This is a genomic window from Pseudomonas brassicacearum (assembly GCF_000585995.1).
Lineage (GTDB): Bacteria > Pseudomonadota > Gammaproteobacteria > Pseudomonadales > Pseudomonadaceae > Aquipseudomonas > Aquipseudomonas brassicacearum_A.
In genome coordinates this window covers 6,581,336-6,594,293 of record NZ_CP007410.1, presented here as the reverse complement: position 1 = coordinate 6,594,293, position 12,958 = coordinate 6,581,336, and the positions used below count along the sequence as shown (strand labels likewise).

Sequence of the window (12,958 nt, the reverse complement as noted above, 5' to 3'; positions counted from 1 at the left end):
AAAGCCCATTGCGAGGGCAACTCCTACAAAGGAAACGGACTTATCTGGCTCTGGGATGGGTCATTTTGAACAGGGAGCCCCGACATGCATGCCATCAGCTTCATTCAAGACTTGGCGATCATCATGATGGCTGCGGGGCTGGTGACCGTACTTTTTCATCGCTTCAAACAGCCGGTGGTACTGGGCTACATCGTGGCCGGCTTCATCATCGGCCCGCATACGCCACCGTTCGGCTTCATCCACGATGAAGACACGATCAAGACATTGGCCGAACTCGGGGTAATCTTCCTCATGTTCTGCCTGGGCCTGGAGTTCAGCCTGCGCAAGTTGTTCCAGGTCGGGGCCACGGCGTTCATCGCGGCGTTCCTCGAAATCGTGCTGATGATCTGGATTGGCTACGAAATTGGTCGCTGGTTCGACTGGGGCACCATGGACTCGCTGTTCCTCGGCGCCATCCTGGCGATCTCCTCGACCACCATCATCGTCAAGGCCCTCAACGACCTGAAGATGAAGAACGAGCGCTTCGCGCAGCTGATTTTCGGGGTGTTGATCGTCGAGGACATCCTGGGCATCGGCATCATCGCCTTGCTGTCGAGCATTGCCGTCAGCGGCACGGTGAGTTCCGGCGAGGTGTTTTCCACCGTCGGCAAGCTGTCGCTATTCATGATTGTTGCGTTGGTCATCGGCATTCTGCTGGTGCCGAGGGTACTGGCCTACGTGGCGAAGTTCGACAGCAATGAAATGCTGCTGATTACCGTGCTAGGCCTGTGTTTCGGTTTCTGCCTGCTGGTGGTGAAGCTGGAATACAGCATGGTGCTCGGAGCGTTCCTGATCGGTGCGATCATGGCCGAGTCCCGGCAACTGCTGAAAATCGAGCGGCTGGTGGAGCCGGTGCGTGATCTGTTCAGCGCGATTTTCTTTGTCGCCATCGGGCTGATGCTTGATCCGGCCATATTGCTGCAATATGCCTGGCCGATTGCCGTGATCACTGGCGCCGTGGTGCTCGGCAAGATGCTGTCCTGCGGCCTCGGTGCCTTTATCGCGGGCAACGATGGACGCACCTCACTGCGCGTTGGGATGGGGCTTTCACAAATCGGCGAGTTTTCCTTCATCATTGCCTCGCTGGGGATGACCTTGCAGGTGACTAGCGACTTCCTCTATCCAGTAGCGGTTGCCGTCTCGGTGTTGACCACTCTGATGACGCCATACCTGATCCGGGCTGCCGATCCATTGTCCATCAAGTTGGCAACGGTCATGCCGCAACGGCTGACGCGGGTGCTGGGGATGTATGGCGAGTGGCTGCGCAGCATCCAGCCCCAAGGTGAGGGGGCGGTAGTGGCCTCGATCATCAGGCGGATTTTGTTGCAGGTCGGGATCAACCTGGCCCTGGTCATCGCAGTTTTTGTTTCGGGTGGCTATTTCGCCGAGCGGATGTCGACCTATCTGCAAGCGTGGATCAGCGACCCGAGCTGGCAGAAAGCATTGATCTGGGGCGGGGCGTTGCTGCTGTCGCTACCGTTCTTGATTGCCGCGTACCGCAAGCTCAAGGCGCTGTCGATGTTGCTGGCGGAGATGGGCGTGAAGCCGGAGATGGCGGGCCGCCACACCCAGCGCGTGCGCCGGGTGATCGCCGAGGTGATCCCGCTGCTCTCGCTGCTGGTGATCTTCCTGCTATTGGCCGCCTTGTCGGCCAGCATCCTGCCGACCAACAAGTTGCTGGTGTTGATCGCCGTGGTGGCGACTGCCGTGGCGGCGCTGCTCTGGCGCTGGTTCGTCCGCCTGCATACGCGGATGCAGGTGGCCTTGCTCGAAACCCTGGACAATCACAAGGACTCGTCCGGGCATTGACCGGTGGCGGGCGCGGCGGATCAGCTTTCCAGCCAGACGTCCCGGGCCCAGTGCCAGACCGATTCCCAGGTCTCTTCGGCGATCAGTTCTTCTTCGGCCTGCCACAGCACCACGGTGCCGTCCTCTTCGACGCAATAATAATCGTCGCCGTCCTGGCAGATCGGGATCAGGCTGCGATCGACACCGGCATCCCAGGCATTGGCGGCCACGTCCGGCAGGTAGGTATGTGATTGTGGATCGGTAACGGTCACCGGTTCCAGGCTGCCGTAGACCACATCGCTGACGGTCAGCAAAAACTCCCGGAAGACAAATGGGATATCGATGAACAACTGCTCCTCGATCTCTACCAGCAAGTCTTCGTCGGGCAACTCCAGCGGAACCGGTACGGGCTCGTTGGCTTCACGCAATTGTTCGATGATTTCTTCCACGTCCGGGATCCTCTTTCTCGATGGCGCGGTTTATATGGAGCGGTTTATACAGTAGCTCGCCATAGATGCAACCGCGAAATAGAAAACCCCGGCCTGAGCCGGGGTTCTTTTATTTCAACATGCGAAACGCGAAAAGGTTCAACCGTTCTGGCGGATACCGGCCACCAGCCAAGGCTGGTCATCGCCCTGGGCACGTTCCATGTTCCAGCTTTCGCTGAACGCTTCGCCCTTGTCGAAGCGAGAGTCCTTCGACAAGCCGCTGAAGGTCAGGGTGGCGATGGTCTTGTCGGCGCGATCGTCGACACCGTCCAGTTGCACCTGCAGATTGTCGATATAGGTGGACTGGAAGCCATCCCCCAGTTCGCTGCGCTCGCGCTTGAGGAATTCCAGCAATTGCGGGGTCACGAATTCGGCGATCTTGTCCATTTCGTTCGCGTCCCAATGCTGCTGCAAGGACATGAAGTGGCTGCGCGCGGCCTCGATGAAGCGTTGTTCGTTGAACCAGGCTGGCGCGTTGATGACCGGACGAGCGGCCACAGGCGCTGCCGAGCCGCCGAAGATCGAACCACTGGCAGGCTGCTGGTTGAACACTTCACGTTGCATCGGCGCATGGCCAGCCGGAGCGAGCTGCTCTTGCTGCTTGCGGCGACGGGCGGCAATGAAGCGGAAGACCAGGAAGGCGATGACCGCCATGATCAGGATGTCGAAGATTTGCATGCCCTGGAAGCCGTCACCCATGAACATGGAGGCGAGCAGGCCACCGGCGGCGATGCCGGCCAGGGGTCCGAGCCAGCGCGAAGCACCGCTGGCCTTGGTGGCTGCGCCCGCGGCACCGGCCGCACCTGCGGTGGCTGCGGTAGAACCGGCGGCAGAAGACGGCGCCATCTGGCTGGTCTGGTGAGTCGGGGCTGCCCCCGAGCTTTTACCACCGCCAAAGCGCTTGGCGGCATTGGCATCGATGGCCATCGTCAGGCCGATGCACAACGCCATGGCGACGCTAAGAAAACGTTTCATATAAAGGCATTCCCATTTGTGGATAGCACGCGGGCCATGTTGCACAGCTGAAGTGTTGCTGGCTAGCGGCAGAGTGTTTCCGGCTTTTGCATGACAGCTGAGGTTCAGCTTCAGCTATGCAAGAGGGCTTGTTCGCTTTGGGCTGTAGGAAAGGGGAACAAGTTCTGTCGGAAATGTTTTGGCGTCCCCAGAACAACTGTGGGAGCGAGCTTGCTCGCGATAGCGGTCGATCAGTCAATATCGATGCTGACTGACACACGGCTATCGCGAGCAAGCTCGCTCCCACAGGGGCCTACACAAATCTCTAGATCGCCTCGAGCTTGGCATACCCCAGCATCAGCCACTTGCTGCCTTCGCTGAAGTTCACCTGCACCCGGGCCTGGGCGCCAGCGCCTTCGAAGTTGAGGATCACACCGTCACCGAATACCGAATGCCGAACGGTCTGGCCGAGGCTGAAGCCGGTTTCCGGGATATCGCTGCCGCCGAACAGGCTGCTGGTGCTTTGCTGCTGGCCACCGCCGAACGGACGGCTGACGCTGTTGGACAGTCGTACTTCCTGAATCAGGCCCTTCGGCACTTCGCGTACGAAGCGCGACACCTTGTTGTAGGTCTCGCTGCCATACAAACGTCGGGTTTCGGCGTAAGTCAGCACCAGGTTCTGCATGGCGCGAGTGATGCCGACATAGGCCAGGCGGCGTTCCTCTTCCAGGCGTCCCGGTTCTTCCAGGCTCATCTTGTGGGGAAACAGGCCTTCTTCCATGCCTACGAGGAACACGTAGGGGAATTCCAGGCCCTTGGCGCTGTGCAAGGTCATCAGTTGGATGCTGTCTTCATGCTCGTCGGCCTGGGTGTCGCCGGCCTCCAGGGAAGCGTGACCGAGGAATGCCGACAGCGGCGTCAGGTCTGCGTCTTCTTCGGTGTTCTCGAAGTTGCGTGCGGCGCTGACCAGTTCCTCAAGGTTTTCTACCCGTGCCTGGCCCTTCTCGCCTTTTTCCGCTTCGTGATAGGCGATCAGGCCGGACTGCTCGATGACCGTCTGGGTCATCAAGTGCAGCGGCATCTCCCCGCACTTGGCGGCCAGGTCTTCGATCAGGTCCATGAAGGCCTTCAGGGCACCCGCGGCACGCCCGGTCACGCCTTTATTGGCCACCAATTGACGCATGGCTTCCCACATCGACACATGGCTATGGCGTGCGTGATCGCGAATCGCTTCGACGGTCTTCTCGCCGATGCCCCGTGTCGGTACGTTGATCACCCGTTCCAGGGCGGCGTCGTTACCGCGCCCTTCGAGCAGGCGGAGATAGGCCATGGCGTTCTTGATTTCGGCGCGCTCGAAAAAGCGCTGGCCGCCATAGATGCGGTACGGGATCCGTTCGCGCAACAAGGCTTCTTCCAGTACCCGCGACTGGGCGTTGGAGCGATACAGGATGGCGATGTCGCTGCGGGCCAGGCCGGTTTTCAGCGCGCTCTCGATGGTTTCCACCACGTAGCGGGCTTCATCGTGTTCGTTGAAGGCCGCGTAGAGATTGATCGCTTCGCCTTCGCCGCCATCGGTCCACAATTCCTTGCCAAGACGCCCGGTATTGTTGGCGATCAGGGCGTTGGCGGCCTTGAGGATGCCGGCGGTAGAGCGGTAGTTCTGCTCCAGGCGGATGACTTCGGCATCAGGAAAGTCCGCTGAATACTGGTGAATGTTCTCGATTTTTGCGCCGCGCCAGCCGTAGATCGACTGGTCGTCATCGCCCACGACCATCAGGCTGTCGCCGCCCTTGGCCAACAGGCGCAACCAGGCGTATTGCACGGCGTTGGTGTCCTGGAACTCGTCCACCAAGACATGCCGGAAGCGCTTTTGATAGTGAGCCAGCAGGCCTGGGTGATCGCGCCACAGGTCCAACGCCCGTAGCAACAGCTCGGAAAAGTCGATGACCCCGGCACGCTGGCACGCCGCCTCGTAGGCTTCGTAGATGCTGCGCATGGTGGCCAGGAACAGGTCGCCGCTGGCCTGGATGTGTTGTGGGCGCAGGCCTTCGTCTTTCTGGCCGTTGATGAACCATTGGGCCTGACGGGCAGGCCAGCGCTGCTCGTCCAGGCCCAGCTCGCGGATCACCCGCTTGACCAGCCGCTGCTGGTCATCGCTGTCCAGGATTTGGAAGGTCTGGCTCAGGCCGGCTTCCTGCCAGTGCGCCCGCAGCAGGCGATGCGCCAGGCCGTGGAACGTACCGACCCACATGCCGGCCGGGTTGATGCCCATCAACTGCTCGATGCGATGACGCATTTCGGCAGCGGCCTTGTTGGTGAAAGTCACCGACAGGATCGAATGGGGCGAGGCGTTCTCGACCTGGATCAACCAGGCGATACGGTGCACCAGCACTCGGGTTTTACCGGAGCCGGCACCGGCCAGGACCAACTGACGACCCACGGAGGCGGCTACGGCCTGGCGTTGGGCATCGTTGAGGGAGTTCAGCAGAAGGGAGAGATCATCGCGCATCGGGGCATTCTAGGGTGCGGCGTCACCCCGGGCAAACCGAGCTTTGCCTCAGCCGATAAAAGACCGGTCGATGATGACCGGTTGGTCATGGGCTACAGGCACTGGCGGGGCTCGCTTGAAGGGCGTTGCGCCCAATAAAATAGCGACTTTTTCAGCACTTTTATGAGCTGGAACAGTGTGGGATGGCGTTTGGCTTGTGTATGCTCGGTGCATGTTTCAGGTTCTCCATGCTTCACTGAATAAGAACAAAAACAGTGCCTATGACCCTCAATTCCGATCTGGCGGGCCCCTGTGTGGAGCCGCGGGTCATTCGCAAGCAGTACGCCATGGAAATGGCGGTTGAACGTACGCGTCTGCTTTACCAAGGTTCATTGCTACCCACGCTGTTCATGCTGGTCAACGGTCTGGTCTGCGCCGCTCTGCTATGGGGGCCGGCGCGTTACTTTCTGGTCAGCGTCTGGCTGGTCTGGTTGCTGTCATTGGTCGCGTTACGGGTGATTCAGGTGGCCGCCTTCGATTCGGCGATGCCAAGCCGTCAGGCGCACCCGGTCTGGTTGCGGATGTTTTTGCTGGGCTCGGCGATGACCGGCCTTACGCTGGCCGGGGCTGGCATCGCCCTGGTGCCGGCTGACAGTTTCCAGCAACAGGCCTGGGTCTTTGGCCTGATTGGCGCGGCCACGCTATCGGCCAGCGTTGCTTATGCCGTTAGCCTCCCGGCATTCCTGTCCTTTACCTTGCCGTGCCTGTTACCGGCCATTGGCTATCTGTTCTGGGGCGGTGATGAGCAGCAGCGCGGTTGGGGCTGGCTCGGGCTGGTTGTGCTGGTCTCGTTGAGTGTCGTGGCCTGGCAAGTCAACCGGTTGATACAAAATGGCCTGTTGCGGCGGTTCCAGAACCAGGCGCTGATCGAGCATTTACAGCAGGCGCAAACCCGCAGCGCACAGCTCAACGATGCGCTGGCCCGTGAGGTCGAGCAACGTCGCTGCGCCGAGGACAAACTGCGGTCGGCCCAGGTTGGCCTTGAAGAGCGGGTCGCGCAGCGCAGCCTCGAGCTGGAAGTGGCCAGCCAGGCCCTAGGCAAGAGTGAGACGCGCTTGGCCCTGGCCCTCAAGGCCAGTGAGCTGGGGTTGTGGGACTGGAACCTGCAGACCGACGAAGTCCACCACACTCAGCTCAAGGAGCTGTTTGGCCTGGAGCCCAAATACGTCACGGCGATGCTCAGTCATCTCACCCCGCGCCTGCATCCTCAAGACCTGCCGGCCCTCAAGCGAGCCCTCGTTGAACACCTCAAGGGCCGCAGCGAGGATTACCAGATCGAATACCGCGTGCGCCACGGCGATGGTCACTGGGTCTGGATCGAAGACCGCGGTCGGGCCGTGGAGCGCAGCGCGAACGGGCGGGTGCTGCGCATGGTCGGAACCCGACGAAACATCAGCGCCAGTAAAGAGCTCAAGCAACAGCAACAGCTGGCGGCCACGGTGTTCGAGGCCGCCAGTGAAGGCATCGTGATTTTCGATCCAGGCTTCGTGCTGCTCGCTGCGAATCAGGCGTTCACGCGGGTCACCGGCTTCAACATCGAGGACATGCTGGGGCACAACGTGGTCGACCTGCCCTGTAGTCGCGATGCCCGCCGGCACTACCCCGTCATTCGCCAAGCCCTCAAGCAGCATGGTTCCTGGCAGGGTGAACTGGTGGAAGCGCGGGCCAATGGCGAACTGTATCCGCAGTGGCTGCAACTGAACGTGGTGCGCGATACCCGGGGAAATGTCAGTCATATAGTGGGCTTCTTCGCCGATCTGTCGGCGCGGCGCGAATCCGAAGAGCGGATGCGCTACCTCACCCATTACGACGAGCTGACCGGGTTGGCGAATCGCTCGCTGTTCCGTGAGCGCCTGAACGAGGCGCATCAGCGGGTGCGTCAGGGCGGACGGCGCAGCCTGGCGTTGCTGCATATCAACCTGGATCGCTTCAAATTGCTCAACGACAGCCTGGGCCACGATATTGCCGACCAGCTGTTGCAGAAAATGGCGCGGCGCCTGATCAATGCGCTGCCCGAGGCTGACACCATCGCGCGATTGTCCGGCGACGAGTTCGCCGTGCTGTTCGATGCCTATGGCAATCTATCCAGCCTGGCGCGGGTCGCGACCCGATTGTCCGCCAAGCTCCGCGTGCCGCTGACCATCGAAGGCCATGAGTTGGTGGTCAGTGCCTCCATCGGCATCAGTATGTTGCCCGACAACGCGCGCGAGATTGCCTCGCTGGTCAGCCAGGCGAACATGGCCATGCAACATGCCAAGCACCTGGGCGGTAACAACTTCCAGTTCTACACGGAAAGCCTCCAGGCCAGCACGCTGGAGCGCCTGCAGCTGGAGAATCAGCTGCGCAAGGCCCTTGAAGAGCATCAATTGAAGGTCTTCTACCAACCCAAGTTGTGCCTGGCGACCGGACGCCTGAACGCCGCCGAGGCGTTGGTGCGTTGGGATCATCCGGTCATGGGCCGGGTTCCGCCGGTGGATTTCATCGGCCTGGCCGAGGAGACCGGGCTGATCGGGCCGATTGGTGAGTTCGTGTTGCGCCAGGCCTGCTGGCAGGCGTGCGAATGGCAGCGCCAAGGGCTTGCGCCGATCAGGGTGTCGGTCAACCTGTCGGTGCATCAACTGCGCCAGGGCAAGCTGGTCAGCCTCGTGCGGCAAGTGCTGGAGGAAACCGGGCTGGAGCCTCAATACCTGGAGTTGGAGCTGACCGAGAGCCAGTTGCTCGACAGCGTTGAACACATCATCGCCACGTTCCAGCAATTGCGCGACCTTGGGGTCAAGTTGGCGATCGACGATTTTGGTACCGGTTATTCATCCCTGAGTTACCTCAAGCGTATCCCGGTGGACTACGTGAAGATCGACCAGGCGTTCATTCGCGGGTTGGAGGAGGGGGGCGAGGATGCGGCAATTACCCGGGCGATCATTGCCATGGCTCATGGGTTATCGCTCAAGGTAGTGGCTGAAGGTGTGGAGCGGCAGGAGCAGCTTGAGTTCCTGGAGGCTGAGCGATGCGACGAGGTCCAGGGCTACCTCATCAGCCGACCGGTCGAAGCCGAGGGCCTGGCTCAATTGCTGCGAGAGCAGCGCCCGGAATGAAACTTCCTGTCGGAGTGGGGCGCACGGTGCCGCTCCGACGGGAAGATTATGAGGTATTAATGCGAGATCATGACTCGCTACATGGCGCGCTCTCCGGGAAAACAAGGGGTGGCAAGCTCATTCGGTTACGTATTGGAGCAGGCAAAAAGCCAATTCTTGTAGTATAACTACAAGCTTGCTACATCCCGGCGCCTGCCAATAACAAGAGTCCAGCCCCTTGAACCTGTTGCAACACATCGCCCAATCACGCCACCTGCTGCGCAAATCGGAGCTGAAAGTCGCCGATCACGTACTGCTTGATCCTGCGGCCGTGATGCACAGCTCCATGGCCGATCTTGCCCACAGCGTCGGCATCAGCGAGCCGACCATCGTGCGTTTCTGCCGGGCCATCGGTTGCTCGGGGTTCCAGGACCTGAAACTCAAACTGGCGCAAAGCCTGGCTGCCGGTGCGAGCTTCGGCCAGTTTGCGATCCATGAAGACGATTCGGTCGCCGACTACAGCCTGAAAATCTTCGACACGACCCTGCATACGCTGATGGAAGTTCGCGAGAAACTCGACCCGGTGGCGTTGCAAAAAGCCGTCACGGCCATGTCCCAGGCCCAGCGTGTCGAGTTCTATGGCTTTGGTGCGTCGGGCGCAGTGGCGGCCGATGCCCAGCACAAGTTTTTCCGCTTGCTGCTCACGGCGGCGGCCTATTCCGACCCGCACATGCAGGCGATGTCGGCGGTTACGTTGAAACCCTCTGATGTGGCGATCTGTATTTCCCAATCGGGGCGTTCCAAAGACCTGCTGATCACCGCGAACCTGGTGCGCGAAAGCGGTGCCTCGCTGATCACCTTGTGCCCGAGCCAGACGCCATTGGCCGAGCTTTCGACGGTGAACCTGGCGATTGACGTGCACGAAGACACCGAAATCTACACGCCGCTGACCTCGCGCATTGCCCACCTGGTGGTGATCGACGTATTGGCGATGGGCGTCGCCATGGCGCGCGGCCCGAGCCTGGTCAACCATCTCAAGAGCGTGAAACGCAGCCTGCGCAGCTTGCGGCTGTCGCCCAAGTCGGTGAAAGCGCTGGATGACTGAGCCCGATGTAGGGGCTTCTGTGGCGAGGGAGCTTGCTCCCGCTGGGTTGCGCAGCGACCCCTAACGGTTATCCAGACACACCCCGTTGACAGGTTTGCGACTGCTGCGCAGCCGAGCGGGAGCAAGCTCCCTCGCCACAGGGGACATCGCCAAATTCATCGTTCTGTAACCCTCGCGCCGCCAAACCGTCATCCCGCACCTTCATCGTAAAGCTCCCGTATACGTCTTGGGAGACTCGACATGACCCAGTCCTACGAAGAACGCAGCGCCGTGAAAACCCGTCGTCAGCAGGAAGACCAACGCCGCATGGCGTTCCGTCGTGCCATCGAAGACCGTTGTGAGCAGCGCCAGCTCCTGGCTGAGATCAGCGAATTTCCTGACGCAGTAGAGCTCAATTACTGGCAGGCACCGTCGGCGGCTTCCCGTCGAAACGTTCAACCAGGCCAATGATCTGAGCACGCTCGCCGCGAACGAACGCCAGGAAGGCGTGGGCCACGGGCGACAGTCGCTTCGCCCTGGCCTGTACCAGGCACCAACTGCGGTACAGCGGCAGTTCCTCAACCGGCAACTCGATGAGTGCGCCGGACGACAGCTCCCGGCTCACGGCGTGGCGCGTCAACAGCGCCACGCCCAGCCCGGCCACCACGCATTCGCGCTGGGCCTCCGCCGACGCCACTTCAAGCGTCTGGGTGAAATGCACCCGTTTCTCCTTGAAGTATTCCTCGCAAGCCAGCCGCGTGCCTGAGCCTGGCTCGCGCAGCAGCAGCGTATACGGCTCCAGGTCCTGCAGGCGCAGCGGGCCCATGTGGCACAGCGGATGATCCGGCGGCGCCACTGCTACGATCGGATTGTTGAGGAACGGTAGGAATTCCAGCCCCATGTCCTGGGGCACCATGGACATGATCACCAGGTCATCACGGTTGTCGGAGAGGCGTCGAATGACTTGCCCGCGATTGACCACCGTAAGGTTGAGGTTGACCTCCGGGTGCTGGCGCTTGAAGGCGGCGAACAAGTGTGGGACGAAGTACTTGGCGCTGGATTCCACCGCCAGCTTCAATTGGCCTTGGAGCGAACCCTGCATGTCCGAGAGCTGCATATCGAGGTTTTCCAGGCGCCCGAAGATGTCCCGGCTGGCGCGTTGCAGCGCTTCGGCGGCCTCGGTCATGTAGAGTTTTTTGCCTACATACTCAAACAACGGCTGGCCGATCAGCTCTTCAAGGGATCGAATCTGTAGGCTAACGGCCGGTTGTGTGAGAGACATTTCGTCGGCAGCACGGCTGTAGGACCTCAGGTCGCACACCTCGTTGAAAATCTGCAACTGACGCAATGTCATTCGCATCAATGACTTACGCATTTTCTAAGTACTCTGGGGCGAGACGGATCGCTCAACTATAAGTCTTTGCTTATGCATGACCCAATAATTATTCATTTTTGTTAATCAACAGCCAGGACTAGTGTGGAGCCGCGACCGATTGTTACATCTGGTCACGCGTCGGCCTGGACCCCAGGCCGTGGTATCACCGGCTCAAGGGAACCTCCAATTGATAACAAAGATCCTGATCGCCAACCGTGGTGAGATTGCCGTTCGAATCGTGCGCGCCTGCGCCGAGATGGGCATTCGCTCGGTCGCGGTCTACTCCGACGCGGACCGCCATGCGTTGCATGTCAAGCGTGCGGACGAGGCCCACAGCATCGGCGCCGATCCGCTGGCCGGCTACCTCAACCCGCGCAAGTTGGTGAACCTGGCTGTGGAGACCGGTTGCGATGCGTTGCACCCCGGCTACGGCTTTCTTTCGGAAAACGCCGAGCTGGCGGACATCTGCGCCGAACGCGGCATCAAATTCATTGGCCCCTCGGCGGAAGTCATTCGCCGCATGGGCGACAAGACCGAAGCGCGCCGCAGCATGATCAAGGCCGGTGTGCCGGTCACGCCGGGCACCGAGGGCAACGTGTCGGGCATCGAAGAGGCCCTGACCGAGGGCGATCGGATCGGTTACCCGGTGATGCTCAAGGCCACGTCCGGTGGCGGTGGTCGCGGTATCCGTCGCTGCAACAGTCGTGAAGAACTCGAACAGGCCTTCCCCCGGGTCATCTCCGAAGCCACCAAGGCGTTCGGTTCGGCGGAAGTGTTCCTGGAAAAATGCATCGTCAATCCCAAGCACATCGAAGCGCAGATCCTCGGTGACAGTTTCGGCAACGTGGTGCACCTGTTCGAGCGCGACTGCTCGATCCAGCGCCGCAACCAGAAGCTGATCGAGATCGCCCCGAGCCCGCAACTGACGCCTGAGCAGCGCGCCTACATCGGTGACCTGTCAGTGCGCGCCGCCAAGGCCGTGGGCTACGAGAATGCCGGCACCGTGGAGTTCCTGCTCGCCGAGGGCGAGGTGTACTTCATGGAGATGAACACCCGGGTGCAGGTGGAACACACCATCACCGAAGAAATCACTGGCATCGACATCGTTCGCGAACAGATCCGCATCGCCTCCGGGCTGCCGCTGTCGGTCAAGCAGGAAGACATTCTGCACCGTGGCTTTGCGTTGCAGTTCCGGATCAACGCCGAGGACCCGAAAAACAACTTCCTGCCCAGCTTCGGCAAAATCACGCGCTACTACGCCCCCGGCGGCCCTGGCGTGCGCACCGACACGGCGATCTACACCGGCTACACCATTCCGCCGTTCTACGATTCGATGTGCCTGAAACTGGTGGTCTGGGCGTTGACCTGGGAAGAAGCGATGGACCGTGGCCTGCGGGCCCTGGATGACATGCGCCTGCAGGGGGTCAAGACCACCGCCGCGTATTACCAGGAAATCCTGCGCAACCCGGAATTCCGTAGCGGCCAGTTCAATACCAGCTTCGTGGAAAGCCATCCGGAACTGACCAACTACTCGATCAAGCGCAAACCCGAAGAGCTGGCCCTGGCCATCGCCGCCGCCATTGCCGCCCACGCAGGCCTGTAAGGAAAGTA

The 12,958-nt window shown here is 60.8% G+C and carries 9 protein-coding genes; 5 read left to right on the top strand and 4 right to left on the bottom strand.

Features of this window, described 5'->3' with window-relative positions; all coding sequences use genetic code 11:
• Positions 1-84: 84 nt before the first annotated feature.
• The gene (locus CD58_RS28455) at positions 85-1,848 is read left to right on the top strand and encodes a cation:proton antiporter (RefSeq protein ID WP_025216240.1); all 1,764 of its coding nucleotides are present in this window, start codon (positions 85-87) and stop codon (positions 1,846-1,848) included.
• Positions 1,849-1,868: 20 nt separating this feature from the next.
• Here the strand turns inward: CD58_RS28455 and CD58_RS28450 are convergent, their stop codons facing one another.
• The 3 genes from CD58_RS28450 to uvrD all read right to left on the bottom strand — a co-directional run bounded on the left by CD58_RS28450 (position 1,869) and on the right by uvrD (position 5,778).
• The gene (locus CD58_RS28450) at positions 1,869-2,276 is read right to left on the bottom strand and encodes an SMI1/KNR4 family protein (protein ID WP_003187120.1); all 408 of its coding nucleotides are present in this window, start codon (positions 2,274-2,276) and stop codon (positions 1,869-1,871) included.
• Positions 2,277-2,414: 138 nt separating this feature from the next.
• The gene (locus CD58_RS28445; protein WP_025216239.1) at positions 2,415-3,290 is read right to left on the bottom strand and encodes a Tim44 domain-containing protein; all 876 of its coding nucleotides are present in this window, start codon (positions 3,288-3,290) and stop codon (positions 2,415-2,417) included.
• Between the two features lie 304 nt (positions 3,291-3,594).
• Positions 3,595-5,778, bottom strand: coding sequence for a DNA helicase II (uvrD, locus tag CD58_RS28440; protein WP_025216238.1), 2,184 nt, complete (start codon positions 5,776-5,778; stop codon positions 3,595-3,597).
• Positions 5,779-6,038: 260 nt separating this feature from the next.
• Here uvrD and CD58_RS28435 point away from each other — a divergent pair, with 260 nt between their 5' ends.
• The 3 genes from CD58_RS28435 to CD58_RS29710 all read left to right on the top strand — a co-directional run bounded on the left by CD58_RS28435 (position 6,039) and on the right by CD58_RS29710 (position 10,443).
• Complete coding sequence (locus CD58_RS28435; RefSeq protein ID WP_025216237.1) at positions 6,039-8,909, top strand: putative bifunctional diguanylate cyclase/phosphodiesterase; 2,871 nt, start codon at positions 6,039-6,041, stop codon at positions 8,907-8,909.
• A gap of 217 nt (positions 8,910-9,126) precedes the next feature.
• Complete coding sequence (gene hexR, locus CD58_RS28430; RefSeq protein WP_025216236.1) at positions 9,127-9,993, top strand: transcriptional regulator HexR; 867 nt, start codon at positions 9,127-9,129, stop codon at positions 9,991-9,993.
• A 240-nt stretch (positions 9,994-10,233) separates the two neighbouring features.
• Positions 10,234-10,443 (top strand): PA3496 family putative envelope integrity protein, encoded by a 210-nt coding sequence (locus tag CD58_RS29710; protein WP_080712627.1) that lies wholly within the window; start codon positions 10,234-10,236, stop codon positions 10,441-10,443.
• On the opposite strand, the gene CD58_RS28425 is transcribed toward CD58_RS29710, so the two are convergent.
• Positions 10,385-11,347, bottom strand: coding sequence for a LysR family transcriptional regulator (locus CD58_RS28425; protein WP_025216235.1), 963 nt, complete (start codon positions 11,345-11,347; stop codon positions 10,385-10,387). The two genes, CD58_RS29710 and CD58_RS28425, sit on opposite strands and share 59 nt — an antisense overlap.
• 187 nt (positions 11,348-11,534) lie before the next feature.
• Between CD58_RS28425 and CD58_RS28420 the strand changes: the two genes are divergently transcribed.
• The gene (locus CD58_RS28420) at positions 11,535-12,950 is read left to right on the top strand and encodes an acetyl-CoA carboxylase biotin carboxylase subunit (protein ID WP_025216234.1); all 1,416 of its coding nucleotides are present in this window, start codon (positions 11,535-11,537) and stop codon (positions 12,948-12,950) included.
• Positions 12,951-12,958: the final 8 nt, after the last annotated feature.

Bases quoted from the DNA above. Each gene is read 5' to 3' on its own strand.
- CD58_RS28455 (WP_025216240.1), top strand. From the start codon at position 85: ATGCATGCCATCAGCTTCATTCAAGACTTGGCGATCATCATGATGGCT.
- CD58_RS28445 (WP_025216239.1), bottom strand. From the start codon at position 3,290: ATGAAACGTTTTCTTAGCGTCGCCATGGCGTTGTGCATCGGCCTGACG.
- uvrD (WP_025216238.1), bottom strand. From the start codon at position 5,778: ATGCGCGATGATCTCTCCCTTCTGCTGAACTCCCTCAACGATGCCCAA.
- CD58_RS28435 (WP_025216237.1), top strand. From the start codon at position 6,039: ATGACCCTCAATTCCGATCTGGCGGGCCCCTGTGTGGAGCCGCGGGTC.
- CD58_RS29710 (WP_080712627.1), top strand. From the start codon at position 10,234: ATGACCCAGTCCTACGAAGAACGCAGCGCCGTGAAAACCCGTCGTCAG.
- CD58_RS28425 (WP_025216235.1), bottom strand. From the start codon at position 11,347: ATGCGTAAGTCATTGATGCGAATGACATTGCGTCAGTTGCAGATTTTC.